Origin of the sequence: Acinetobacter sp. ACZLY 512 (genome assembly GCF_023614015.1) — a bacterium.
GTDB lineage: Bacteria > Pseudomonadota > Gammaproteobacteria > Pseudomonadales > Moraxellaceae > Acinetobacter > Acinetobacter soli.
In genome coordinates this window covers 146,361-172,511 of sequence record NZ_JAKIVI010000002.1, presented here as the reverse complement: position 1 = coordinate 172,511, position 26,151 = coordinate 146,361, and the positions used below count along the sequence as shown (strand labels likewise).

Annotated in this window: 20 protein-coding genes; 10 read left to right on the top strand and 10 right to left on the bottom strand. The window is 43.8% G+C overall.

What is annotated here, in order from left to right:
• The first annotated feature begins 18 nt into the window (after positions 1-18).
• From aroB to L2096_RS03265, 8 genes are all read left to right on the top strand, one after another.
• Positions 19-1,107 (top strand): 3-dehydroquinate synthase, encoded by a 1,089-nt coding sequence (gene aroB / locus L2096_RS03300; RefSeq protein WP_076033597.1) that lies wholly within the window; start codon positions 19-21, stop codon positions 1,105-1,107.
• Positions 1,108-1,116: 9 nt separating this feature from the next.
• Positions 1,117-1,965, top strand: coding sequence for a hypothetical protein (locus L2096_RS03295; RefSeq protein WP_250364860.1), 849 nt, complete (start codon positions 1,117-1,119; stop codon positions 1,963-1,965).
• Between the two features lie 455 nt (positions 1,966-2,420).
• Positions 2,421-6,902 (top strand): glutamate synthase large subunit, encoded by a 4,482-nt coding sequence (gene gltB, locus L2096_RS03290; RefSeq protein ID WP_004944986.1) that lies wholly within the window; start codon positions 2,421-2,423, stop codon positions 6,900-6,902.
• 73 nt (positions 6,903-6,975) lie between these two features.
• Positions 6,976-8,397, top strand: a complete 1,422-nt coding sequence (locus tag L2096_RS03285) for a glutamate synthase small subunit GltD family protein (protein ID WP_208476758.1) — start codon at positions 6,976-6,978, stop codon at positions 8,395-8,397.
• A gap of 166 nt (positions 8,398-8,563) precedes the next feature.
• A complete protein-coding gene (locus L2096_RS03280; protein WP_250364859.1) occupies positions 8,564-9,454 on the top strand; it encodes a metal-dependent hydrolase in 891 nt (296 codons plus the stop codon).
• A 128-nt stretch (positions 9,455-9,582) separates the two neighbouring features.
• On the top strand, positions 9,583-10,173 hold the full coding sequence (locus L2096_RS03275; RefSeq protein ID WP_025094669.1) for a LemA family protein: 591 nt from the start codon (positions 9,583-9,585) through the stop codon (positions 10,171-10,173).
• Positions 10,174-10,196: 23 nt separating this feature from the next.
• Complete coding sequence (locus L2096_RS03270) at positions 10,197-11,279, top strand: TPM domain-containing protein (protein WP_048764503.1); 1,083 nt, start codon at positions 10,197-10,199, stop codon at positions 11,277-11,279.
• Positions 11,273-11,833: a TPM domain-containing protein gene (locus tag L2096_RS03265; protein ID WP_004934250.1), complete on the top strand. Its 561-nt coding sequence runs from the start codon at positions 11,273-11,275 to the stop codon at positions 11,831-11,833. Before L2096_RS03270 ends, L2096_RS03265 begins: the two co-directional genes overlap by 7 nt.
• Position 11,834: 1 nt before the next feature.
• Here L2096_RS03265 and L2096_RS03260 read toward each other — a convergent pair whose 3' ends face one another.
• The 4 genes from L2096_RS03260 to L2096_RS03245 are packed head-to-tail and all read right to left on the bottom strand — an operon-like array spanning position 11,835 to position 18,181.
• A complete protein-coding gene (locus L2096_RS03260; RefSeq protein WP_104123916.1) occupies positions 11,835-12,851 on the bottom strand; it encodes a C45 family autoproteolytic acyltransferase/hydrolase in 1,017 nt (338 codons plus the stop codon).
• Between the two features lie 9 nt (positions 12,852-12,860).
• Positions 12,861-14,420: a biotin carboxylase gene (locus L2096_RS03255; protein WP_250364858.1), complete on the bottom strand. Its 1,560-nt coding sequence runs from the start codon at positions 14,418-14,420 to the stop codon at positions 12,861-12,863.
• A 41-nt stretch (positions 14,421-14,461) separates the two neighbouring features.
• Complete coding sequence (locus L2096_RS03250) at positions 14,462-17,251, bottom strand: aminotransferase class I/II-fold pyridoxal phosphate-dependent enzyme (RefSeq protein ID WP_250364857.1); 2,790 nt, start codon at positions 17,249-17,251, stop codon at positions 14,462-14,464.
• A 60-nt stretch (positions 17,252-17,311) separates the two neighbouring features.
• Positions 17,312-18,181 (bottom strand): carbon-nitrogen hydrolase family protein, encoded by an 870-nt coding sequence (locus L2096_RS03245; RefSeq protein WP_250364856.1) that lies wholly within the window; start codon positions 18,179-18,181, stop codon positions 17,312-17,314.
• Between the two features lie 821 nt (positions 18,182-19,002).
• On the opposite strand from L2096_RS03245, the gene L2096_RS03240 reads away from it, so the two are divergent.
• Together L2096_RS03240 and L2096_RS03235 are read left to right on the top strand one after the other, a co-directional pair.
• Positions 19,003-19,446 (top strand): pilin, encoded by a 444-nt coding sequence (locus L2096_RS03240; protein WP_250364855.1) that lies wholly within the window; start codon positions 19,003-19,005, stop codon positions 19,444-19,446.
• A 106-nt stretch (positions 19,447-19,552) separates the two neighbouring features.
• The gene (locus L2096_RS03235; RefSeq protein ID WP_250364854.1) at positions 19,553-21,109 is read left to right on the top strand and encodes a PglL family O-oligosaccharyltransferase; all 1,557 of its coding nucleotides are present in this window, start codon (positions 19,553-19,555) and stop codon (positions 21,107-21,109) included.
• 36 nt (positions 21,110-21,145) lie between these two features.
• Here L2096_RS03235 and bfr read toward each other — a convergent pair whose 3' ends face one another.
• From bfr to gmk, 6 genes are all read right to left on the bottom strand, one after another.
• A complete protein-coding gene (gene bfr / locus L2096_RS03230; protein ID WP_004934272.1) occupies positions 21,146-21,610 on the bottom strand; it encodes a heteropolymeric bacterioferritin subunit Bfr in 465 nt (154 codons plus the stop codon).
• Positions 21,611-21,860: 250 nt separating this feature from the next.
• The gene (locus tag L2096_RS03225; RefSeq protein WP_004934275.1) at positions 21,861-22,055 is read right to left on the bottom strand and encodes a bacterioferritin-associated ferredoxin; all 195 of its coding nucleotides are present in this window, start codon (positions 22,053-22,055) and stop codon (positions 21,861-21,863) included.
• 152 nt (positions 22,056-22,207) lie between these two features.
• Positions 22,208-22,591, bottom strand: coding sequence for a deaminase RidA (gene ridA / locus L2096_RS03220; RefSeq protein ID WP_004934278.1), 384 nt, complete (start codon positions 22,589-22,591; stop codon positions 22,208-22,210).
• A gap of 75 nt (positions 22,592-22,666) precedes the next feature.
• A complete protein-coding gene (locus L2096_RS03215) occupies positions 22,667-24,781 on the bottom strand; it encodes a RelA/SpoT family protein (RefSeq protein ID WP_004934280.1) in 2,115 nt (704 codons plus the stop codon).
• A 389-nt stretch (positions 24,782-25,170) separates the two neighbouring features.
• Entirely contained in the window at positions 25,171-25,452 is a 282-nt protein-coding gene (gene rpoZ, locus L2096_RS03210; protein WP_004934284.1) for a DNA-directed RNA polymerase subunit omega, read from the bottom strand.
• Positions 25,453-25,520: 68 nt separating this feature from the next.
• Positions 25,521-26,144 carry a guanylate kinase gene (gmk, locus tag L2096_RS03205; protein WP_025095725.1) on the bottom strand — a complete coding sequence of 208 codons (624 nt, stop codon included), beginning with the start codon at positions 26,142-26,144 and terminating at the stop codon, positions 25,521-25,523.
• Between the last annotated feature and the right edge of the window lie 7 nt (positions 26,145-26,151).

Genomic DNA, 26,151 nt, shown 5'->3' with positions numbered 1-26,151 from the left:
TCACCGGTTTAAATGTTTATGCAAACACTTCACGTAGAGTTAGGCGATCGCCGTTATCCAATCTTTATTGGTAGTCAATTACAGCCACACAACCTGCTTGCACCGTATATCAAAGGTCGTCAGGTGATGATCGTGACAAATACCACGCTAGAGCAGCTCTATCTGCAACACTATGTGGATGCGTTGACTGCTCTAGACAAGCAAGTGGCTGTATGTGTGCTGCCAGATGGCGAGAAATACAAAAATATCGAGCACTTGAATCTTATTTTTGATGCGCTGCTCCAAGCCGGGTTTAATCGGGATTGTACCGTGCTGGCACTTGGTGGTGGCGTGATTGGCGATATGGCTGGCTTTGCCGCAGCGAGTTTCCAGCGTGGCGTATACTTTATTCAGGTGCCAACCACATTGTTGTCTCAAGTTGATTCAAGTGTCGGTGGAAAAACAGGCATTAATCATCCATTAGGCAAAAATATGATCGGGGCCTTTAAGCAGCCTGAAGTGGTCATGGCCGATATGTCACAGTTAAAGTCTTTACCACCGCGTGAGCTGTCTGCGGGGCTAGCCGAAGTGATTAAATATGCCTTGCTCGGGGATCTTGAATTTTTGGCATGGCTCGAAACACACATGGACGAGCTGGTCGCTGGAAATGAAACTTTGCTTGCAGAAGCGGTGTATCGCTCATGCGCTCATAAGGCACGAATTGTAGCAAACGACGAAAAAGAGCAAGGTGAACGCGCTTTACTTAATTTGGGTCACACCTTTGGTCATGCCATTGAATCATATTTGGGTTATGGTGAATGGCTGCATGGCGAGGCAGTGGCAACCGGTATGGTTATGGCGGCTGATTTATCGCAGCGCATGGGCTGGATTTCTGAAGCAGATCTGGCGCGTACAAAAAAGATTATTCAGCGTGCGCGTTTGCCGATATCATGTCCGCAAATTCCGCTGGACGCATTTTTGTCTTATATGTCGCATGACAAGAAAGTGCTCAATGGACAGCTAAGACTGGTATTATTGCAGCGTCTAGGTCAGGCAGTCATTACCAAGACTTTTGATGTCGATCAAATGAAAGCCGCAATTCTTGCAAATCAAACTGTAAATCAATAAGGTGAATGCATGACAGCACATCGCACACTATGGCAAAAAATTCAGCATTACAGCTGGCTGGTGTGTGCGCTGGTCTGTCTGTTTTTTGCATTGGTGTTTTGGGTAATTAACGACACCGACAAGCTGGTCGAAATGGATCGTACTGATATTGCGCAAACTCAAGTGCAAATTCAACCCGAGAAAGTGGCGGCCACCAGTCATCTTGGGATGCTATCTCAAGAAGTGAAACCTCTGGATTTAACCACCCGCGTGGTCACGGCCAGTTTGCATGAGTCCGAGTTTCGGGGCACCAAGTTCGTCAGTGAAAACAAGAAAAGCTGGACGATAGAGCTTTTTCGTGCTTCAGATGAAGACATCATTAAGAACTATTTAAAAACTCGTGCTGACCGAAATCAGTTTTACTACTTCCGTCTAACTGGGCCCGATCAGCAAGAGCAATATATGCTGGTTTACGGCACCTTTGGAAGTGAGTCTGCTGCCAATTCGCAGTTAAAACAGCTTGAATTAAAACTACCGGCATCGGTTCGCCCGCATGCAGTATCTTTTGCCAGTCTGGCGCCTCTGGTGAATGATCTGGGGTCTGACGAGTTGGGGCTGGTGGCACAATTGCATGAAATCAATTTAAAACCAGCCGCATTGCCGCGCGTGGAACCTCAAACTTTTAATCCATTGGCAAACGCGCCGAGCTCATCTACGACCAGCACCACGGTTACGCGCCGTGATGCGCAAGGCAATGTGGTGGATGTTCGCCAGTCACGCTCCAATGCCGAATTACCAGCGTCTTCAACCAAAGCATCAGCCATCGATCAAAAGGCACCAAAACAGACCGAGCGCGAAATCAGCGACCCATTTAATTGACGATAAAAGAACCAAAATAGAGCATTATTTTTGATCAATATTAAAATTGTGCAATATTTTGGTGCATTTTAAAAGTGTGCTTTTAATTTTACAGAATGATAAAAAATATTATTGCTATACAAATAAATAAGTTAACCGTTTATAAATAAATGTGGCATCTTTTTTGCATGTTTGATGCGCTAATTGATCAATTTGTCCTATTTTGGCGCTAAGCCGTCATAAAATTCAATTAGCATGCGAAATCGTCGTTTCGCCTGCTTTAAAAAAGTGCGAAATAACTCAACACGTTTTTGTCATGAAGTTGCTGCCATATAGAGCTAAAAAAGCGTATATTCAGGAAGTAACGCAAAAATGGGTTGTGGAACATTTAGCTTTACGTGAGTAATGAGACAACGTCGCGAAGAAATAATTGATCGTTATACGCTCGAAAGAGCCATGTTGAAGAAGGGTACGCTATGCATTTGCCATCGCCTCACACTGTAGCTCCCGCTCAAGGTTTATACCAACCGGATGAGTTTAAAGATAACTGTGGTTTTGGTCTGATTGCCCATATGAAAGGGGATTCTAGCCACCATCTTGTACAAACCGCAATTCACAGTTTAAGTTGCATGACGCACCGTGGTGGTATTGCCGCAGATGGTAAAACCGGGGACGGATGCGGTCTACTATTGGCTATGCCAAAGCAATTTTTCCGTGAAGAAGCAAAAAAGCTCAGTGACATTACACTCAGCGAAATTTTTGCAGTCGGTACGGTGTTTTTAAATATTGATCCTGCCTTGGCGCAACATGCAAAAACGATTTTAACCAAAGAAATTGAAGCGGATGGCCTGCGTGTCATCGGGTGGCGCGTTGTTCCAACCAATAACGATGCGTTAGGCGAAATTGCTTTGCAATCGTTGCCGGGCTTCGAACAAGTATTTGTGAACTGTCCAATGGGCGTGACTGAGGTTGAATTCAACCGTAAGCTGTTTTTAGCGCGCCGTCGTGCAGAGCAGCAACTCAGTAACGATCCGTTGTTTTACGTGACCACGTTATGCTCGACCGTAATTAGCTATAAAGGCCTCATGATGCCAGCAGCGATTGCGGACTTTTATACCGATTTAGCAGATGAGCGTCTTGCATCGCATATTGTGGTGTTCCATCAGCGCTTCTCGACCAACACCTTACCGCGTTGGCCGTTGGCACAGCCGTTCCGTTATCTTGCTCACAATGGTGAAATCAACACGATTACTGCCAACCGTAACTGGGCGATGGCACGTACACCAAAATTTGAAAATCCACTCCTTCCTGGTTTGACCAAGCTCACACCGATTGTTAACCGTACCGGATCAGACTCATCTAGTCTCGACAACATGCTTGAGATTCTGATCGGCGGGGGAATGGATCTATTCCGTGCCTTGCGCATGCTGGTGCCGCCTGCATGGCAAAACGTTGAAACCCTAGATGCAGATTTACGTGCATTTTATGAGTTTAACTCAAAGCACATGGAAGCATGGGATGGCCCTGCGGGTCTTGTGATTCAAGATGGCCGTCATGCCATTTGTATGCTAGATCGTAATGGTTTGCGTCCAGCGCGTTGGGTGATTACCAAAAATGATTACATCACTTTGGCCTCTGAAATTGGGGTATGGGATTATCAACCAGAAGATGTAATTTCGAAAGGCCGTGTCGGTCCGGGTCAGATTCTGGTGGTCGATACCTTTACAGGTAAAGTGCTGGATACACAAGATGTCAGCAACCATCTTAAACGTATGCGCCCGTACCGTCAGTGGTTACGTGAAAACTCGCTGCGTCTACAAGGTAGCCCAGAGCTTGAAGAGCATTTAATTGATAAAGGCTTGGCAGGCGACAACCTGAAAGCTGCACAAAAAATGTTCTTGGTCACTTTTGAAGAACGTGATCAGTTGTTACGTCCTATTGCTGAAAGTGGTCAAGAAGCGGTTGGTTCAATGGGTGATGACACGCCAATGGCGGTATTGTCTCGTCAGGTGCGTCCTGTATCGGATTACTTCCGTCAGCAGTTTGCACAAGTCACCAACCCGCCAATCGATCCATTACGTGAATCGATTGTGATGTCGCTTGAAACCTGTATGGGGCGCGAGCAAAACGTATTTGAGCAAGGGCCAGAGCATGCCGATCGCTTGATTATTTCAAGTCCGGTATTGTCAAACTCCAAAATGCATCAGATTCGTACCCTCGGACGTAAAGGCTACGAAATTGCCGATATCGATCTGAACTATCCAGAAGAAGAAGGCTTACAGGCGGCGATTCAGCGTATTTGCGAGGCATCTGCACAGGCGATTCGCGATGGTAAAACCTTGCTGGTGATTTCGGATAAGAAAATCCGCGAAGGTTACCTGCCAGCCAATGCAGTATTGGCCACTGGCGCCATCCATCACTATTTGATCAATACCGGCTTACGTACCGATGCCAACATTATTGTTGAAACCGGTGTGGCGCGTGACCCGCATCAGTTTGCGGTGATCTTGGGCTTTGGTGCGACTGCGATTTATCCATACCTAGCTTATGACGTGATCAATGACTTGGTGGCCAAGGGTGAACTCCTCGGCGATCCGGTACACGCTCAGGCCAATTTCCGTAAAGGTATCGAAAAAGGCCTGTTGAAAGTCCTTTCAAAAATGGGGATTTCAACCGTTGCATCATACCGTGGCGGTCAGTTATTCGAAGCGGTGGGACTATCGAAGGAAGTCGTCAATACCTGCTTTATTGGTGTACCAAGCCGTATCGAAGGCGCAACTTTTGCCGATCTTGAAAATGACCAGAAAAAACTGGCCGCAACTGCATGGAAAAATCGTCAGCCGATTGACCAAGGCGGTATGCTCAAGTTTGTATTTGGCAAGGAATATCACGCCTTTAACCCAGACGTCATCAATGCATTACACAGAGCTGTGCGTTCTGGCAATTACCAAGACTTTAAAGAATACGCCGAACTGGTCAACAACCGTCCGGTAGCAACTATTCGTGACTTGTTCAAGCTTAAAATCAGCAATTCAATTGCGCTTGAACAGGTGGAGCCGGTTGAGCAAATCTTACCGCGCTTTGACTCAGCAGGGATGTCGATTGGTGCCTTGTCGCCAGAAGCGCATGAAGCCATTGCGATTGCCATGAACACCATGGGTGGACGCTCAAACTCGGGTGAGGGCGGTGAAGATCCAGCACGTTACGGTACCATTCGTAACTCGAAAATCAAGCAGATCGCATCGGGCCGTTTTGGTGTGACACCGGCTTACCTTACTTCTGCAGAAGTGTTGCAGATTAAAGTGGCACAAGGTGCAAAACCAGGTGAAGGCGGGCAGTTACCGGGCGGTAAAGTCAACAGCTTGATCGCGCGTTTGCGTTATGCGGTGCCGGGTGTAACCTTGATTTCACCTCCTCCACATCACGACATTTACTCGATTGAAGATTTGTCGCAGTTGATTTTTGACTTGAAACAAGTCAACCCGCAGGCAATGGTATCGGTCAAACTGGTGTCTGAGCCGGGTGTAGGAACAATTGCGGCGGGTGTAGCAAAAGCCTATGCCGACTTCATTACTATTTCAGGCTATGACGGCGGTACTGCTGCATCTCCATTATCTTCGATCCACCATGCTGGTTCGCCTTGGGAATTGGGTTTGTCTGAAGCGCATCAGGCACTTCGTGTGAATGACCTGCGTGGCAAAGTACGCGTACAGACAGATGGTGGCCTCAAAACCGGTTTAGACGTAATTAAAGCCGCGATTTTGGGTGCGGAAAGTTTCGGTTTTGGCTCGACTCCAATGATTGCATTAGGTTGTAAATACCTACGTATTTGCCACCTTAACAACTGTGCAACCGGTGTAGCAACTCAGCAAGATCACTTGCGTAAAGAGCATTATATTGGTGAGCCAGAAATGCTGATCAATTTCTTCCACTTTATTGCGGAAGAAACACGTGAGTGGTTGGCTGCACTAGGTGTCGCATCGCTTAAAGATTTGATTGGCCGTGTCGACTTACTCGAAATCTTGCCGGGTGAAACCGACAAGCATGCCCATTTAGACTTAACGCCTTTAATCCAGTCGCATCCATCGGCTGAAGGCAAGGCACAATATTGTCAAGTTCAGGGCAACCAGCCGTTCGACAAAGGCATTCTTGCTGAAAAAATGGTGAGTGCAATGCTCCCTGCAATTGAAGCAGGTACTGGCGGCGAGTTCAATTTCGAGATTGGTAACTGTGACCGTTCAATTGGCGCACGTTTATCGGGCGAAATTGCACGCCGTTATGGCAACCTCGATATGGAGGCGCATCCTGTCGTACTTAACCTTAACGGTACAGCAGGTCAGTCTCTGGGAGTATGGAATGCCGGTGGTTTGCACATTAAGCTTGAAGGTGATGCCAACGATTACGTAGGGAAAGGAATGGCAGGTGGTCGTATTTCGATCTTCCCACCAAAAGGTTCGCCGTTCCAGACTCAAAATACTGCCATCATTGGAAACACCTGTTTGTACGGTGCGACTGGCGGTAAGTTATTTGCTGCCGGAACTGCGGGTGAGCGTTTTGCAGTACGTAACTCTGGTGCATTTGCTGTTATTGAAGGTGCGGGCGATCACTGCTGTGAATATATGACCGGCGGTATCGTGACTGTATTGGGTAAAGTGGGGCATAACTTCGGTGCCGGTATGACCGGTGGTTTTGCATACGTTCTGGATCTTGAAAATAACTTCGTCGATTACTACAACCATGAGTTGATTGATTTAACTCGTATTTCAACTGAATCGATGGAAGATCATCAAGAAAATTTACTGCGTATTCTGGATGAACACATCAAAGAAACAGGCAGTGCATGGGCGTATAAGATCCGCAACGAGTTTGATTTCTACAGTCGCAAGTTCTGGTTAGTCAAGCCAAAAGCTGCTAACTTACTGACGCTGTTGAAAGCAACCAAAGCCGATCCTCAATAATTCCACTACTCATATTTTGACAGGCAAGTGTGGATAACTTTCGAGTTTTCCACACTGACCCACGGAGCAAGACATGGCAGAGCGCCTAAATAATGACTTTCAGTTTCTGGATGTAGCACGCCAAGATCCAGAGAAAAAAGATATTGATGTCCGCAAATCTGAGTTTGTGGAAATTTATAAACCGTTCACGGCTGAGGTAGCTGCCAATCAGACCCATCGTTGTTTGGGCTGTGGTAACCCGTACTGTGAATGGAAATGTCCGGTACATAACTATATTCCAAACTGGTTAAAACTGATTGCAGAAGGCCGTATTTTTCAGGCGGCAGAATTGTGCCATCAAACCAATACCTTACCGGAAGTGTGTGGTCGTGTGTGCCCACAAGACCGTTTGTGTGAAGGTGCATGTACCCTCAATGACGGTTTTGGTGCGGTAACAATTGGTAATGCAGAAAAATATATCAACGATACAGCCTTTGCACTGGGCTGGCGTCCAGATATGTCGTCAGTGAAATGGACCGACAAAAAAGTGGCCATTATTGGCGCAGGCCCGGCAGGACTTGGCTGTGCAGATATTCTGGTGCGTAATGGTGTAAAACCGGTGGTCTTCGATAAGCGCCCTGAAATTGGTGGTTTGCTGACTTTCGGTATTCCTGAGTTTAAAATGGAAAAAGACGTGATGAAGCGTCGCCGTGAAATCTTCACGGGCATGGGCGTTGAATTCCGTTTAAATATTGAAATCGGAACGGACATCACCATCGACCAGTTATTGCAAGATTACGATGCAGTATTTATGGGAATGGGCACCTACACCTACATGAAGGGTGGTTTCCCGGGCGAAGAGCTTGAGGGTGTGTATGATGCACTGGATTTCCTGATTGCCAACGTCAACCGTACGCAAGGCTGGGAGCAAAACCCAAGCGAATATATCAGTGTTGAAGGCAAGAAAGTGATCGTGCTGGGTGGTGGCGATACGGCAATGGACTGTAACCGTACTTCGATCCGTCAGGGTGCGGAGCAGGTCACCTGTGCATATCGTCGTGATGAAGCCAACATGCCGGGTTCACGTCGTGAAGTAAAAAATGCGCGCGAAGAAGGCGTTAATTTCTTGTTTAACCGTCAGCCAATCGAAATTGTGGGCGAAAATGGTCAAGTGACTGGCGTCAAAGTGGTGACCACACAGTTGGGTGCGCCAGACAGTCGTGGCCGTCGTAGCCCAGAACCGATTCCGGGTTCTGAAGAGGTTCTAGCAGCAGATGCTGTATTACTGGCATTTGGTTTCCGTCCAAGTCCGGCAGACTGGTTTGCACCTGCCAATATTGGTTTGGATGGCTCGGGTCGCGTACTTGCTGCTGAACAGCAACAATATAAATTCCAGACATCTAACCCGAAAATCTTTGCGGGTGGCGATATGGTGCGTGGCTCTGACTTGGTTGTGACTGCAATCTGGGAAGGTCGTCAGGCAGCAGAAGGTATTTTGGATTACCTCGACGTGTAACGTTAAAACATCCAAAGACCCATTTCCAAAAGCCTGCACGGATGCAGGCTTTTGTTATTTTTGTGCATTAATCGGGTTGAGCAGTTCGGTCAATTGTACAAGCAGTTTTGCCATAGGGTTTTATCGATTCACTCGCCATACTCGAAAAAAACAGCAGGATTCGGCTATGGCAACAGTGATTCAGCAGGCATCGAAAGCATATCAGCAGCGTCCTAAAGCGTTGGGCATTACCGTGCGGCGCTTACAATTCTATCCTGAAAAAATCAAGCGGCATTACTTTGCCAATTCACCTGTCATGTCGCATTTGCTCACTGCACTTTCATCGACCTTTCCAGTAGGAGAGCAGTTTTTTGTGCATAGCGTGCGTAACGTGCGTGATCGAATTGCAGATCCACAGCTTCAGGCTCAAATTGCAGCTTTTATTGGTCAAGAGGCGATGCATTCCAAGGCGCATACTGAGTTTAATGATGCATGGCGCAAAGACGATTATAATCTGGATCGCTTTCAAGCATGGCTTATGCGAAAAGATCGTCATGTACGTAATTTGCATCCGAAAGTGCAGCTTGCCATTACCTGTGCATTTGAGCATTTTACTGCTTTGTTGGGAGGCTATATTTTAAGGCATCCTGAGGTACTCAGTACATTAGATGAAGATGCCATGAAGCTCTGGGTATGGCATGCGATTGAAGAAATCGAACATCGTGCTGTGGCCTTCGATGTGTACCAAGAGATTTATGGCGATCATAAGCTGCGCACTCTGATAATGCGAAGTGTCACCACAGGCTTTGCCAGCCTTACCTTTTACTCGGCCAGCAAACTGTTCATGCAGGATCGACGTAAAAGCTTACCTAAAGTGGGCGCTAATCTTTTCGGGGTTTATTTGGTGGCCAAAATGTTTGTGCAATTATTGCCAGAATATCTGGCCTATTACAAACCAGATTTTCACCCTGCCGATCACGATTACAGCGAACTGATTGCATACTGGAAAGAAAAAATGGCGGCAGATTATGATATGCCGGCATTTCAGGAGGCTTCTGCCCAGCTTCGTTACAGCTGAACCTGAATCAACCAAAAAGCGGGCGTCTGGCCCGTTTTTTTATGATAAAGAAAATAAACAAAACAGCGCTAAAATCCTCGTTACAATGCCTTTAAAACACAAATTTTAAAAATAATGAGGTGATTAACATGAATTTATTTAAAAAATTAGCACTTTCCAGTGTATTGGCCAGTACGCTTATCTTTTCGGGCTGTGGCTACAACACCTTGCAGGCCAAAGATGAATCGGTGACGGCAGCATGGTCTGAGGTACAAAACCAGTATCAGCGCCGTGCCGATCTGGTTCCGAATCTGGTAAATGTGGTGAAAGGCTATGCCAAACACGAACAGCAGGTGCTGACCGACGTCACGCAGGCGCGTTCAAACGTGGCTGGCTTGAAAGTTGATAAAGCCGTCCTTGAAGACCCGCAGCTTTTTGAAAAGTATCAGCAGGCACAAAGTCAGCTGACTGGCGCATTGTCTCGTTTGATTGCTGTCTCTGAAAACTATCCCGATTTAAAAGCCAATGAGCAGTTCCGCGATTTACAGGTTCAACTCGAAGGTACAGAAAACCGTATTGCGGTGGCACGTAATCGTTATATCAGTACGGTACAGGATTACAACACCTATGTTCGACAGTTCCCGCAGGCCATGACAGCCAAAGTGATTGGGATGCATACCAAACAAAACTTTAGTGCAGAAGCAGGCGCAGAGAAAGCACCAACAGTCTCATTTAATTAATTTTGCCTGAACTGGAGAATGCCATGACGCTCCCTCTGGCTAGATTACGATGGCGCCTATATCAAGGATCTTGGGCAGTTATACTCGGCTGTTTGACGCTGATGTGGTGCAGTCTCGCATTTAGCGCACAAGGTAGCGACCAGACCCAAGACAATACCGAACTGCTAGCAGCACAACAGATCATTCAACAGCAGCAAGGCAATCAGAAAGCACCCTCATCGAGTGTGGCTGCTGCACAGCAACCCCAAATTGCCAATGATCTGGCCGAAGGGCAATCGATACGATCATTACCCAGTTTAAATGCCCCCGTGATCGATCAGGCCAATTTACTGACCGAGGCACAAAGACAGCAGATTGAGCAACAAATCCGTCAGTTATACGAAGCAAAAAAAGCCCAGATTGCGGTGGTGATTGTGCCGACTACAGGCCAAGAGGATATTTTTGATTATGCCATGCGTGTGGCACAACAATGGCAATTGGGCAGTGCCAAGCGTGATAACGGTATTTTAATGACCATTGCGGTCAATGACCGTCGGATTCAGATTCTGACTGGCTACGGTGTAGAAGGGGTTCTTCCGGATATTGTGGTGGGGCGGATCATACGGAATCAAATCACGCCGTATTTTAAGCAAGCTCAGTATGCGCAAGGGATACAGGCAGGTTTAAATGAAATTGAAAAAATTCTGAATATGGATCCCGAGGTCGCGCAGCAGGCAGCACAGGAGTTAAAAGAGAGCCAAGAACAGGCACTTCATGAACAACAGGCCCGTTCACAGATGCTCACTTATTCGATGATTATTATTGTGGTCGGGATTTTTGCATCCTTTATTGTGGGGAATCGACTCAGCGCGGCAACAGCAGGCGTTGCGGGGATTGCAGCCGGTATCATTAGTGGTGTGGGAATTATCACCAGCTTACTGGCAGGTCTGGGTATTTTTCTATTGCTGGTCACGTCTTTGGCACAATTAATTTTTCAGCTGTTTGCATCGGGCGGTGGTCGCGGTGGTGGGGGCGGTTTTGGCGGTGGCGGCGGCTTTGGTGGCGGTGGTGGCTATAGCGGCGGTGGCGGCGGCTTTGGTGGTGGGGGAGCATCAGGATCATGGTAACAACAACCGATACAACACAAATTATTACCCAGCCTAAAATTAGGGCGCAAAATCAGCCCAGTTTAAAACGCTGGCTGAAACATTTTTTCTTTTTGCCTGCGGCGAAGCGTTACTTTTCTAAAACCGACATGACCGCAATTGCGCAGGCGGTGACACAGGCCGAACATGGCCACGTGGGTGAAATACAGGTGGTGATTGAAGGTCATATCCCATGCTTGCAAGCCTATCAACAAACTCCAAGGCGCCGAGCCGAGCAACTCTTTGCCGAACTTGGTGTCTGGGATACTGCCCATAATAGTGGCATTTTGCTGTATCTGAATTTATGTGAACAGCAGGTCGAACTGGTGGTAGATCGAGGAATTTGTACCGAAACGCATACGCTTGCGTGGGAAGCCATTTGTCGCACTATGGTGCAACAACTGAAGCACGGTGATTATCGTGCTGCGGTTGTCGATGCGGTTTTGGCGATTGGTGAGGTGCTGGATCAGTTTTATATGCAGCACGATGATCAAGACCAGAATGAGCTGGGCAATGAGCCCATTATTCTGGGTTAGTTTAAGGCGCTGAATACAAGATTGGATCGGCTTGTGCCGCCAAAATAATGGTGCGCTGCTCTTCGGTAAACTGTTCAAATGACTGTGGCCACAGCTGTTGTGGCCAATACAATTCCACACGCTGGGACACCGGACGATAAATCGCGGTGTACAGTGTCCCGTAGCCCCGAAGCCATGCATCTTGGTAGAGCGGTTTGGTGAGCAAACCTTGCACCACCTGTGACGAATGGGTGGAGTGTGTGAGGACCTGTTCTAAAAAGTTCAGACGTTCGTAAGAAAGTGTGGCAGTGGCATGCTGTGGCCATTCAATCTGATGCTGATAATTGGTCACCGCATGGCGTTTAACCACTTCAGTTTCCCGGTCTGGACTCACAAAAACGGTGCGCCAGTCTCCGTTACGATCGAGTAGCGTGACGTTATAGGTCATGTGCACAGGCACGCGCTTTAAAATAGCCACGGCTTCTTCGGTGTTTTGCGCCATTTCCAGTACATAGCGTAGTACCAGCGGAATACCAAATCCTGTGCCAGTGATGGTTCGCCCCCCAAACGAAAGCGAAGCCGAAACACCTGCTTCATTTACGCCATCGAGTGCGCCCCACAGGCAATCACTCATGGCCATCACGCGTTGATTCACCCAGCGTGTATTGAGCAGATTGCCTTCGAGTAATACAGGTGCAAAATCATAATTACGAAGCAGGATCGGTTCTTCTTGGGCATGAGGATCGAACCATACGCCTTGAGAGCACCCAGCGATGTACGCTGGTGGACACCAGAGTGATAAAAAGCGTGCTTCTACGTCACCGCCTCCAGTCAGTGCAATGAGTTTTTCCCAAATTGGGATCAGCTCTGGCATGTAGGTGCGTAATGCCTGTCGACACTCCAGATAGGTTGGACGTCCTGCAACACCACTACGCAAGAACCATGCACGATACCCTGGCCAGAATTGCTGGAAGATCGCTTTCCATTTTTCATCGGGCGTATCTTCTAAAATAGCTTGGAACTGAAGTTCGACAGACATAAGTTTTCCTTAGAGTATTTTGAAAGATCCCGGTGCAGGGGCCAAATCGTGATGTGTTGTGGCAATCGGCTTACCAGCATAATAACTCTTGATTCCACGAATCCAGTCGCGTGCGCGAATGTTAAGACGGAAGTTATCATCCATAGAGCGGCCACGTGTAATCAAAATACCTAAGTCGGCACCTTCATAACGAAAATCGCCAGGGCCTGTGATTCTCAAGAAAAAGGCTTCACGTTCGGTATCGATGGCGCGGCGTGCATAATCGAAGCGCTGATAAGAGATGCTGCCATCTTCAGCCATACGATAAATCCCGGTTGGCGGTGCATGGGTAACCTGATCGACTTTATCTTCGGTGTATTTAATTACCACCTGTGACCACGAATCGATAAAATGCGGCTGCGCCCAACGCTCGTTAATTTCTTTTACATTGAGATCAAAAGGTACGCCTGAAAATTCTAGTAAATGAAATAAGAATAAAGGCGCATCGGCATAGGCAAAAGCAGCATGATTGGTCATCGGACTGGCGCCACAGATGCGAGGATTCAACTCACCCAAATAGACTTCATCGGTATCGATATCGATTAAAAAATCCAGATCGAAATAGCCACGATAACCTTCGTTGAGTAATTGATTACCAAATTTCTCCGCCATTTCGCGTGCCTTAATTCTTGCCCGCTCGGAAAAAGCGCCCGGAAAAATTTCATTGCCACACCAGCCGCCTTGATAAGGCGTCAGTTCACGCGCACCGACCACTTCGGTCAGTAATGGCCCCACCAGTGTTCCAGATTGCGTGGCACAGGCTTCAAGCGTTGCGCCGCGGCAGTTGATGCGTTTCATGATCTTGACTTCAGGATCATGAATAATCTCATCTTTATGTTTGTTAAAATCATTTTCGCTGGCAATAAAAAAGGTGGTATGGCCCGAATCACCAAATGCAGTTTGAATTACCAGATCATGGCCTAAACCATGACGGTCGGCAATTTGCAACAAATGCTCATAGCTGCTCACTTTGGCCAGTGCATTGGGTACCGAATATACGCCGGCTTTATTGCCAATCCGTACAGTTTCCATTTTATTGTCGCAGCGCTGACGTAATGCCGCAGGTGGGAACCAGATGTCCAGACCAATTTCTTTGGCCAGTTCCTCGGTTTTTTCATCAAACATCAAAAAGGTGGCCACCGGATTTCCACTACGCCGCTCAATCAGATCGACCACATCTTTATGTTGCAGCAGATAATTATTGATGTCTTCAATCGAATTAAAATCGTCGTGCAAAGATTCGGGTGGAACAAAAACATTTGGATGACGACCATCAAAACAGTCGATGTAATTGATATAGCGAAAGCGGTTAACCCAACGATCGATGCCCAATAAGTTAAAATTTGTCGCGCTGATGAAGTAAATCGGACGTTCGTTACGATGAAACATCAGCAACATATCAGAAATGCTCGTCACTTTATTACTATAATTCATGTTCACTTCCTTAAGCTCAGCGGTTTTCTGAGGCGTACTACTTGGCCAGTATTTTCTGAGGAACGCATAAATAGAGGGCAGAGACTGAAGACTCATATTTTGTGTTCCGTACGGTATTTGAGTGCTGTGCGCAGGAATTAGCCTGCGCGTAAATGATGAATATGTTGGTATTGCTGCAAAGACTCATAGGTCTCTTTGGCTTGCTGTACCCGGTTTAGCGTGTCTTGCGTAAATACTCGAAAACCAAGCTCAGGTCGGAAGCCATGAATTTCTTTGACATCTAATGCAGCCATAAATTGTAAAATTTCTGCGCTGATCACTTGGCCTGGCACCAAAATCGGGAATCCGGGTGGATACGGAATAACAAACAATGCTGAAACCAGTTCTCGTCCGGCTGCAATCGCCGCTGCGGCATCTGCAATATCGATATATTCACAGCTGGTATCTTCATACGACAGGAAAAAGGCCTGACGGATATTGCCATCTCGGGTTTGTACAGCCGGATCAAGGCGCTGCCCCTGAAATGCAGCATGGAATGCCGAAAAGTCAGGCAATGGTGGCTGTTCCTGCGTGAGAGAGTTCACGCGCTTTTGATGAATACGCCGCTCTGCCGAGCTCATATCTGTTACGCGTCGATCGACATCGCGGGCAATCTTGATCAGTACTTCAATCAAATATGCAATTGCGGAGCGCGTTGTACCAATATTAATAATAAACAGTACGGTGTTTCGGGAGGTTTTATTGATTTGAATACCGTATTTGTTCATTAGTTCGGTATTTTTAAAGGTATCGCCGTCCATACCAACCATGCCGATCATGAGTGTTGCGCGGGTTGGGTCCATGACAAACTCATCCATGCTCCACGCTTTTTCCAGATTGGCCCAGCCTTTGCCTTCATCAAAATAACTATTTACGCCCGATTCGCGGTAAGCCTCCGGAATAATATTGCCCACTCGTAAAAAGTGAAAATGACGCTTGAGCAAAGGGTGATGCATCACTTGCTCGCGCAAGCTCATGGCCAGTTCTAACTGACGCTGCACCAATTGATAACCTTCCATTTCGACTTGGCGACGCCCGACATCTAGCGATGCCAAAATTTGGTAATTGGCCGATGTAGATGTATGGGTCATGTAGGCTTCGATAAAGGCCTCTTCACTTTTTTCTTTAAAGTCTTGATCCCAGATATGAATCATCGAGCCTTGACGCAGTGCGGTAAGGGTTTTATGGGTCGAGTGAGTAGAATAAACTCTGACACGTGCCTTTGAAGGATCTGGCATCAGACGGGTGTCGAGTAACTGTTCATCGTTATCCCAATCAATCGTCTGTTGCCACTGTTCATACTGTGCTGCATACGTGTCGCTTTTAAAGCGCTCGGCCAGTTTGGCAGCATTGGCCATGGCAGTTCGCTGACGATAAATCGGATGACAACTTGCAAATGCAAACCATGCTTCATCCCATAAAAAAATGAGATCGGGTTTTATGGCCAAGCATTCCATCATGACACGTTCGACATCGTATACCACGCCATCGAAAGTACAGTTGGTCAGTAAAAGTAATTTGACCTGATCGAGTTTGCCTGCATGCTTAAAGTCGAGCAACATTTGCTTGATATGGCGAATCGGCACCGCACCATACATGGAATATTCGTTCAGCGGGTACGAGTCCAGATAGGCCGCATTGGCGCCTGTGAGCACTAAGCCATAATGGTGTGATTTATGGCAGTTACGGTCGACCAGTACGATATCGCCTTCGCGTACCAGTGATTGCACCACAATTTTATTGCAGGTCGAGGTGCCATTGGTGGCAAAGAAGGTCCGTTTGGCACCAAAAGCGCGTGCTGCATATTCCTGTGCATGTTTAAGCGGGCCAATAGGTTCAAGTAAGGAATCGAGGCCGCCTGAGGTTGCAGAGGTTTCAGCCATAAATAAATTCATGCCATAAAACTGTGCCAGATCACTAATCCAGTGGCTGTTTAAAATGGCTTTACCGCGCGCTAGGGGCAAGGCGTGAAACATACCGGTAGGTTGTTTGGAATAATCACGTAAAGCATTAAAAAATGGCGTGCGATAACGCTCGCCCACACCTTTCATGATGGCATTATAAAGCTCGATATGATCTTCTTCACCGAAAAAAATTCGTTTGAATACTTCGCCGCCAGCTTGTGAGGCAATGTTTTCGACGCCCGCATCATTCACCAGATACAAATCCAGCTCTGGGCGTAGTTGTGCAATCCGGCTACCGAGCAAGGTGCCACGCTCGATTTCCGGCAAGCTTTCGATATCTCGATCCAGATCGATCATCAGACGATCCAGAATATCGAGATGATTGACCGAGCGATATGGAAAGCCATGACGAATCACGACGGCCTGTAAGTTAAAATTGATGAGCGTGGCAATGAGGGCGTCTTCAAAACTCGGAACCACCACAATATCGAAAATAAACGGATCATCGGCATTGCGCTTGCTAATGACTCGGCGTCGTAACGCATCTTCTTCTGCTGCACTCATTTCATCGACAATCAGAACCTCAAAGTACGGCTGAGATAACCGTGCTTGCTGATCGCTTGTGGTTTCAATCTGACACGACAATTCACGTTCGCTTTGTAAAACAGTATGATCGTGGCGATAGCTTCCGGCCGAGAGCGCACGATGAATCCGACGCGCTAAAACGCGTGCTGTAGAAAACTCTTCTCGCTCGATATTCTGGCAGAGTTCATTAAAAACGCGTTTACTTGGAAAGGCCCAGTAACTTTCAATGGGAACCAGAAAATCGAGCGTTAATTTGACCCGTGTAAGTGCCTTGGCACGCTCCACATGATCGACTGCTAAATCCGTTAGATACCCAATATCTTCAACTAAATTAATCCAGCTATCCGAGCGTATCTCCCATACGCTACGGTGCTGGCTTAATGAATATGTATTTTTCATAAGCTATGTCTTTTTTTATAGAAATTTTCTTTATCTTGTAAAGCTTAGGCGAGGCGTGAGTTAGTCTTCAGGTTTGACCAAAGGCCCTAAGCTATCCAGATAAGGAAATTCAGTGTTGTCTTTTTGGTACACAGTAAAATGGCAATCGCGGTCACGAAAGCTTTTGAGTGGCTGCCCCAGACTACGAAGTCCGCGTTGACGTTCACGACGTACTTTTTCTAAATCGATTTCAATCGGAATAATTTCTGCACCTGCTTCCGATTGATGCAAAACATAACCTGACGGATCGACCACAATCGACCTGCCATTACCGCCATCACCCACACCATTGATGTCGATGAAATACACCTGATTTTGAGCAGCAGAGGCCCGCGCAATCGCCAGTTCCACATCACGATCAATCGTGTCGGTCATGGTCGGATGTAAAATCACTTCGGCACCCATTGCAGCAAGCGTTCGTGTAGTTTCCGGGAACCACATGTCATAACAGATCGAGACGCCAAAGCGGCCTACATCGGGTACATCAAATACGCAGAATTGATCACCACCTGCCACATCTTTTTCATACGGGCGAAACGGAAACATTTTGCGATAACGAGCAACAATTTGCCCTTCTGGATTAATCACCGATAAAGTGTTGTAGACAATCTCGCCGTCTGGCCCTTCAGTGCGTTCGAACAGCGAGCCTGGTATCACCCATAAACCTGTTTCACGTGCCAGTTCTGCCAATTGTGCCTCGGTTTGACTTGGCAGTACTTCTGCCATGTGATGCTTGGGACCGAGTGGCGCCAGTTCTGAAAAAAGCACCATTTTGACCCATGGGAAACGCATGCGAATATGACGCATGTAATTGCCCATTTGCTCGACGTTACTGGTAAATGCAGATACCTGCATTTGAATCCCTGCTATACCAAAGGTGCTTGACATCATTTTCCCCTCACTTACATGTCCTACGATATTTGAATGTCATTGTTTTAACGTATGGTTAAAGTTGATGATTCTTGATCGAAGGAGTAGATATGCCTTTGTTTAAAAAATCGTTTTAGGCACATCTTTACGCCGCTAATAATCAGTTTTGGCAATAAAAAATTAAAATTAATTGCATAAAAAATATGTTCTTTTTTAAAAAACTTGCATCACTCCATGATGTTTTTTTTCACACCTACAAGATTAATTTCTGCTTTCGAGATCGTTCGTACAAGGGCCAATTTGATCAAAATACTAGGTGCCAATTTTGGCTATTGTAAAGTATTGTTTAACAAATAACTTTTAAAAATAAAAGCTCGGGTTTTAAATTTGATTGTTTAAAAAAGAAACAATTAAGTGTGTCAGGTGTTCAAAGAAAGCCTAATCCTTTTAGGTATTGTATTGTTTAAATCAGCAAATGAACAAGTTTGAAGAAAAACTAAAAAATTTGTTTAAATAGTCAGATAGTGGATATATCACATGATGTTTTATCGTTTTTTTGTCTGAAACATTAAAGTTTTTAGCTGAAAACTGAATTATGCCGAGCTTAATACTCTAAGTTTATTTTTACACTAAATAATCTGACAATTTTTACACCCTTCGACTGACAAAATTTGTCAGTTTCTTACATTTTATGTGATTTAGATTAAAAAAATATTCTCAAAATATGATTAAGTATTTGTTTTTAATAATTATTAAATTAACTGCATAAGTTGGCATATTCTGTGCAATCACTTACATAGCGATACACGCGATATAAAAAACAATACTATTGGAGAAGTTTTATGAATGCACAAAAAGGTTTTACCTTAATTGAATTGATGATCGTTATTGCGATTATTGGTATTTTGGCGGCGATTGCGATTCCTGCATACACAGATTATACGGTTCGTGCAAGAGTTTCTGAAGGTCTTACAACGGCAGCTTCCATGAAATCTACAGTTTCTGAAAATCTCATAAATGGTAATATAGCAAGCGCTAGTGCAACTGCTGCACAGGCTTGTAATGGAGTTAATCAAATTTCCGCTTCTGCTGCTTCAACAACAAATGTTAAAACAGCATTGTGCGGCGACAAAGGGATTATTACTGTAACTATGAATTCGAACGCTAGAGATGTAGTATTGTTACTCACGCCGACATATACATCGACAGACGGTAGTACAGTTCAATGGAAGTGTACTACAACTTCTGATAAAAAATATGTACCTTCTGAATGTCGTGGTACATAATTTAATTTGAAGAAGAACTTTTAGAAGTTCTTCTTTCAATATGATAAGTTTTTTAATTTTTAAATTAAAGTTTTATGTCTTACTTATAGGCATAATGTGCTTTTGTTTGACCTTTATTTTACCCAATACCTCATATTTTTCTTCCAGTTTGTTCAAAGAAATTGTTGTGGTATTGGGTTTTCTTATTTTATTAACTAATCAAATTTTAAGTTTGAAAGAAATTATTTTACCAAAAAAAGCACCGCTTTTATTTATTTTATTTTTATTTTTATTTCTTCAATATTTGTTTAAATTAATCATTAGTTTTCAAGATCTATTTTTTAACTTAATTTATATATCTGTATTTTTTTTAAGTATAATATTTGGATTAAACTCTAGAAAGTATAATCAAATTATTTTAATACATTGGATTTTATTTTTATTAATTTTTTCGGCTCTTATATCATTTCTTATTGGGTTAAATCAAAAAATAAGAATAATTGAAAGTCCATATCTATTTGGTGTATCGTACAATGGACGCGCTACAGCAAATTTGGGTCAACCAAATCAACTGTCAACGTTGACTTTGATGGCATTTTTTTCATTATTTTATTTGAAAAAATATTATAAAATAAATAAATTATTTTTCTACTCTATAATTATAAGTCTAATTTTTTGTAATGTTTTAACTCAATCGCGAAGTGCTTGGTTAAGTGTTATTTTAATAAGTACTTTTTTCATAACTAAATTTCCAGATAAGAAAAATGTATTAAGTGTTTTTTGTTTAAACTTGGTTTTTTGGTTGAGCACAATTTTGATACCATTTTTCTTTAATTACTTTTATCCGATTGGAAATAGTTATACAACCCTTGATAGGATGAAACTTTCATCATCACGCTTTGATATCTGGCCACAATTATTTTTAGCAACTTTTGATAAACCTTTTCTAGGTTATGGTGCTGGACAAGTTGGGTTGGCGCAAATAGAAAGTATTTCAAATACCTCAACAAGAGGTGAGTGGTTTACTTATTCTCATAATATTTTTTTGGATTTTGTAATTTGGTATGGCTGGATAGTTGGGTCTTTAGTATCTTTTTTTATTATATCCTTACTTATAAAGATTTATAAATCAGATCTTAATAGAAATGAAACTTATTTATTTATTATTATATTGGTATTTTTCTTTCATTGTTTATTAGAGTATCCTTATAGTTATTTTTATTTTTTAATTCCTATTGGTATTATATCTGGTTTTTTGTTGAAGATGAAATCGGATGATTTTTTTGTTTTAAAAAAAATGTATTCATGTGTTATTGTTTTTTTATCTTGGTTGTTATTTGCTTTATTCACTTATCAATTAATTGAGTTGGACGAGAAAAAAGAAAGTTATAGTTTACAATACCTGTTTAAAAGTAGTGTCAAACCTATTCAAAGTAATCTATTTATTTTGGATGGTTATTCAGAAAAATTAGATATAGAATATTTAGATTACTGCTATCTAATAAAAAACAAAGATAAAGAATTTTTTAGAAGAGTAGCATATAGATATCCGAGTGCTGTTAATGTTTCTAAATATTACTCGACTCAAAGTGATAATTTAAAAGATGCAGAAAATATAGTACAAGCATATCAAGTGATAAGTAATCGCGTATATCAACCACATATAAAAAAATGTAATAATTGAAAAGACCCCCAATTAGGAGTCTTTAATTAAATCAATTTAAACCTGACTTTGAATATAATTTTCAATGCCGATAGTTTCAATCAGATCCAGTTGCGTCGTGGTCCAATCCCAATACTCTTCTTCTTTTTCTAAAATCTCTTGAACTAAATCACGCGACACATAATCCTGCTGGATTTCGCTAATTTCAACTGCTTTTTTGAGCGTCTCAATATTTTCTTTCACTTTACGCACGTCACAGTTCAGCACTTCTTCGGTATGCTGACCAATATAAAGCTTACCCAGATGCTGTAAATTTGGCAGACCTTCTAAAAACAAAATACGCTCAATTATTTTGTCTGCGTGTTTCATTTGGCGGATCGATTCTTTGTATTCGGCAGAGCCGAGTTTTTCAATGCCCCAGTCATTAAACATACGTGAATGTAAGAAATATTGGTTGATTGCGGTCAGGTGATGATACAGCACTTGATTAAGTTGATTAATAACGTCCCGATTGCCTTTCATGATATGACTCCAACAACAAATGATGCGCCTTATACAGTTAAGGCAATATGCTTTAAAGTTTAATCAACTCTTTAGGTGCTGGCGAGTAGTTTATTGAACAGCAAATGAAAATCGCAATCAAAAACAGTCGAATATCGCGCTTTTTAAAAAAATAAACCCGCTGACTGTGATGAGCGGGGAGGAGTATGAAAACTGAATATCAATTAAAAGTTATAAAATAAATTAAGTGCTCACTCACATAGTGCATCGTTTATGCAGCGACAGAAATGCGTGCGGCAATTTCAGCCAGTTCTTCATTAATAATACTTTTGGCTTCAGGCGCACAGCGGCCACAGCACGTACCTAAATCGAGCAATTCGCGAATCTCGCGATAGCTTTCAGCACCATTGGCAACGGCATCTTTAATATCTTGATCTGTAATACCACGACACAAACATACATACATCGGAGTGATTCACAATCTTAAATGGGATAATAGGTATTATTGATAATATTTATCGTTTGTCAATGAAATTCATTTGGGATTGCTGTTTTTATCATTGAGTTTTTGAATAAAAAAACACCACCTTATAGGTGGTGTTTATGACGAAATATAACTTATTGATTTATAACAACGATACCATCCATCTCAACCAAAGCACCTTTAGGTAAGCTCGCTACACCTAAAGCAGCACGCGCCGGGTAGGGCTGGGCAAAATATTCACCCATAATCTGGTTGACCAGCTGAAAATGACTGAGATCGGTAAGGAAAATGTTGAGTTTGGCAATATCGGCTAATGAACCACCCGCAGCTTCACAGACGGCTTTTAAGTTATCAAACACACGGCGAATCTGAGCTTCAATGCCTTCAACCAATTCCATACTGTAAGGATCTAAACCGATTTGGCCTGATAAATACAAGGTGTTGTCAATCAGGATCGCTTGTGAATATGTTCCAATAGCGGCAGGTGCATTTTCAGTATGAATAACTTGGCGTGACATCGATGACTCCTCTTCTCAATACAGAACATCATAATCGATGAGTCCAAAGGACAACAGTATCATCGATATAATTGATTAACTTGCTTTAATTTTATTTGCTTCGGTTACCGCAGAAGGAAGATATAACCGAGAAACGCGTGGGAATCCAAAAAGCATGCGCAGATCGCGAATAATTTGTGCCACCACTTTACGGTTACTGACCACAATATTGGCATAGGTATGATCGCCATGCGGCTGAACCATTTCAACGCCCGTATGCGATTTACGGCATAAATAAATCAGCTCTGAAATCTGTTCGCCATCGAGTGGCATATCAATGCACAAATATGCGGTAAAGCTGACATCATCCAGATCGTCTGAAGTCCATTGCAGCGGCATAATATTTTCCGGGTGCATATGTTGTTCATGTAGCAAATTACGACAGCGCGCACGATGCACAATGAGGCCACGACGAGACAAATGCCCCTGAATTGGATCGCCTAAAATCGGATTACAGCAATGCGCATATTTGACATCGACGCCTTCTGTTCCCTGAATCAATCGGTCCGACACTTCATCGGTTTTTTGTGGCGTATCTTGAGAAAATAAGTGGTTGGCCACCAGTTGTGGCAATAGATCACCCACAGCAATCTGTTCAAAAAGCGCTTCTTTGGTTTCTACATGGCGCCATTGCAAGACACTTAACCAGTCTTTTTCCGACAAATCATGAATCGAGCGATTAAACAGCTTGAGAGCACGGTTGAGTGCTTGTTGACCCACCAAGAGTTGCTCATCGAAATCTTGATCGCGCAGCATATTTTGGATTGCACGACGTGCCTTTTGTGTATTAATAAAGCTGAGCCAGTCTGGATTCGGCGTCGCTAGTACATCGGTAATGATATCGATTACCTGTCCACTCACCAATGGGGTCGAGAGCGGGCGAATTTCACCGTCAATTTTGGCTCCGACTGCATGGTTGCCAAGAAATAAACTGGCCGAATATGCAAAATCAATCACTGTGGCACCTTGCGGCAATTCGTGCAAATGCCCGTGCGGGGTATAAACCCAAATTTTTTCCTGATGCAGATAGTCAAGCAGATCGTTAAATGTGGTTTTGGCACATTCACCATCAATTAAGGTCGTAAGATTCTGCATGGAGGCTTGAATCGCCGAGCGGCAAGCTTGCGGTGCATTCTCGCCAAGTACCACGCCAAAGCGCGCTGCCTTACGCATCAGTTCAGTCTGAACGGTCAGAGAAAGCGTGGTTTGTTCACCTTTTAACTTCATCATCAGGGACTGATTTCCGCCGGGTAATGGGCGTCGGATGTGATCTTCAAAATCGACAATCTGGAAGTTTTCTTTTAGTGCTTCGACCAAACGGTCACAGTCTGCAATGCTTTGCAAGATAATTTCAAAGGCATGGCTGTGTGTGAGTTCGTGAAGGTTAATTTCATTTTTAACAAAGTGACGCAGTAATTCGATATTGTTATTTTTCTTTTTAATTCGGCCTTGAATTTGGTAGGTGTTTAATAAGTCGCTTAAATGTCGTTCCCAGTTGCTTTGATATTCACATCGTTTAGATTTGGTTTCGAGCAATGCTTCTTGCACATTGTTATACATATCTAAATCGAGATTTTGATAGCATAGCAGCTCAAGGTTATCGGCCATTTCATTCATGCCCACAATACGTGCCATGGGAACAAAAATATCGAATGTCTCTTGGGCAATACGGGCACGTTTATCTGGACGCAGTGCATCAAGCGTGGTCATGTTGTGATAACGATCGGCAAGCTTGATGATAATCACGCGTGGATCTTGTAAGGTGGCTTGCAAGATTTTTCGAAACGATGCAGCCTTGTTGTACTGTTTATCGCTTGAATGAGTCAGCTTGGTCACACCATCGACCAGATCTGCCACTACTTTTCCAAAGCGTTCACTAATTTCTTCTTTGGTATAGTCGGTATCTTCAATCACATCGTGCAACAACGCGGCCATGAGTGTGTCGGCATCGAGACGCATATGTGCCAAAATACAACTGACGGCAATCGGGTGCACAATATAGGGCTCACCGCTTTTACGGGTAATGCCTGAATGCGCTAGATCGGCAAAATCGCAAGCAGCAAGCACATTATCGACGTCACTTGCATCCAAGTACGCTTCGATAATTAATTTAAGCTGTTGCTTGGCTTGACTGACCTCTTCACCTGGCATAAAACACCTTTTGATCGCTTGGGAGATGAATAACGATATATCTCTTAATGAAAAGCATATTGCGAAACTTGTCAATTTGTTCACAAAAAAAATCGCAAATATTTTTCTATCGTTAAGATTGGGAGAAACGATGTAAACCTACATTTGTATCAAATCTTTGCTTGAAGCGCACTAATTTAATGAGACTTATTCCTCAATTTGCGCGTTTTTTTCTCTTTTTTTGTTGATATTTTGATCGGTTATAGTCCCACATCGAATTTTTTGCTGATTGATTGGGTCGATTTAGCTTGAAAAGCACCGGATTATTTTCATTTTTGGGTTTTGATTTTTATATCAACTGGCATAAAAAAAGCGCCAAATAATGGCGCCTTTTTGCTCTTGTCTTAAACTTATTGGAAAGAAAAACCTTCCAAGTTCAAGCTGTTTGCAGACAACGCAAGATCAAGAGAAGAAGTCTGATAGTCTTGCTCGCGCTGTTTTAAAATATCTTTAGTCACATGACCTTCTGCAATTTCACGAAGTGCAACAACGGTTGGTTTATCGTTGTCCCATTCTACAGTTGGCTCAATGCCTTGACGAGCAAGTTGACGCGCGCGCTTGCTTGCCACTAGTACAAGCTCAAAGCGGTTGTCTACATGGTCTAAACAATCTTCAACGGTTACGCGTGCCATATATGTTCTCGGTTAAGTAAATCTGACTAGACTGCGAAGTATAAAATGCTTTCAATTTATACTCAAGTTTATTCGTTGTTCGGTGTGATAAGTTGTTGAATGAGTTGTTGATGACGGTGTACCTGCTGATTCAGGGTCAGACGGTTGGCACTAATCACCGACTCTAGCTCATGCAAAGCCTTGTTAAAGTCATCATTAATAATGATATAGTCAAAGTTGACGTATTGCTGCATGTCTTCTACCGCGCAGCTTAAGCGATGCTCGATCACTTCTACGCTATCGGTTCCACGGTTAGATAAACGCTGACGCAGATCGAACTGACTCGGTGGCAAAATAAAGATTTGTTTGGATTCAGGAAAAAGTTTGCGAACCTGCTCTGCACCTTGCCAGTCAATTTCAAGTAAAACATCATGACCTTTGGCGAGCTGTTGTTTCACTGTGGTTTGTGAGGTACCGTAATAGTTACCAAAAACTTCTGCATATTCAATAAAGCCGTTTTGCTCAACTTGAGACAGAAAGTTTTCTTTGCTGGTAAAGTGGTAGTGAACGCCATCAAGTTCACCAGGTCTTTGGCCTCGTGTGGTGTGCGATACAGAAACGTGTAAATTGGTCACACGCTCTAAAAGCGCTTTGACGAGAGAAGTTTTGCCTGTTCCTGATGCAGCAGAAACGACAAACAATAGACCCGACATGATATTT

Excerpts from the sequence above, each read along its gene's own strand:
- aroB (WP_076033597.1), top strand. The coding sequence starts at position 19 with ATGCAAACACTTCACGTAGAGTTAGGCGATCGCCGTTATCCAATCTTT.
- L2096_RS03295 (WP_250364860.1), top strand. The coding sequence starts at position 1,117 with ATGACAGCACATCGCACACTATGGCAAAAAATTCAGCATTACAGCTGG.
- gltB (WP_004944986.1), top strand. The coding sequence starts at position 2,421 with ATGCATTTGCCATCGCCTCACACTGTAGCTCCCGCTCAAGGTTTATAC.
- L2096_RS03285 (WP_208476758.1), top strand. The coding sequence starts at position 6,976 with ATGGCAGAGCGCCTAAATAATGACTTTCAGTTTCTGGATGTAGCACGC.
- L2096_RS03280 (WP_250364859.1), top strand. The coding sequence starts at position 8,564 with ATGGCAACAGTGATTCAGCAGGCATCGAAAGCATATCAGCAGCGTCCT.
- L2096_RS03275 (WP_025094669.1), top strand. The coding sequence starts at position 9,583 with ATGAATTTATTTAAAAAATTAGCACTTTCCAGTGTATTGGCCAGTACG.
- L2096_RS03270 (WP_048764503.1), top strand. The coding sequence starts at position 10,197 with ATGACGCTCCCTCTGGCTAGATTACGATGGCGCCTATATCAAGGATCT.
- L2096_RS03265 (WP_004934250.1), top strand. The coding sequence starts at position 11,273 with ATGGTAACAACAACCGATACAACACAAATTATTACCCAGCCTAAAATT.
- L2096_RS03260 (WP_104123916.1), bottom strand. The coding sequence starts at position 12,851 with ATGTCTGTCGAACTTCAGTTCCAAGCTATTTTAGAAGATACGCCCGAT.
- L2096_RS03255 (WP_250364858.1), bottom strand. The coding sequence starts at position 14,420 with ATGAGTCTTCAGTCTCTGCCCTCTATTTATGCGTTCCTCAGAAAATAC.
- L2096_RS03250 (WP_250364857.1), bottom strand. The coding sequence starts at position 17,251 with ATGAAAAATACATATTCATTAAGCCAGCACCGTAGCGTATGGGAGATA.
- L2096_RS03245 (WP_250364856.1), bottom strand. The coding sequence starts at position 18,181 with ATGATGTCAAGCACCTTTGGTATAGCAGGGATTCAAATGCAGGTATCT.
- L2096_RS03240 (WP_250364855.1), top strand. The coding sequence starts at position 19,003 with ATGAATGCACAAAAAGGTTTTACCTTAATTGAATTGATGATCGTTATT.
- bfr (WP_004934272.1), bottom strand. The coding sequence starts at position 21,610 with ATGAAAGGCAATCGGGACGTTATTAATCAACTTAATCAAGTGCTGTAT.
- L2096_RS03225 (WP_004934275.1), bottom strand. The coding sequence starts at position 22,055 with ATGTATGTATGTTTGTGTCGTGGTATTACAGATCAAGATATTAAAGAT.
- ridA (WP_004934278.1), bottom strand. The coding sequence starts at position 22,591 with ATGTCACGCCAAGTTATTCATACTGAAAATGCACCTGCCGCTATTGGA.
- L2096_RS03215 (WP_004934280.1), bottom strand. The coding sequence starts at position 24,781 with ATGCCAGGTGAAGAGGTCAGTCAAGCCAAGCAACAGCTTAAATTAATT.
- rpoZ (WP_004934284.1), bottom strand. The coding sequence starts at position 25,452 with ATGGCACGCGTAACCGTTGAAGATTGTTTAGACCATGTAGACAACCGC.
- gmk (WP_025095725.1), bottom strand. The coding sequence starts at position 26,144 with ATGTCGGGTCTATTGTTTGTCGTTTCTGCTGCATCAGGAACAGGCAAA.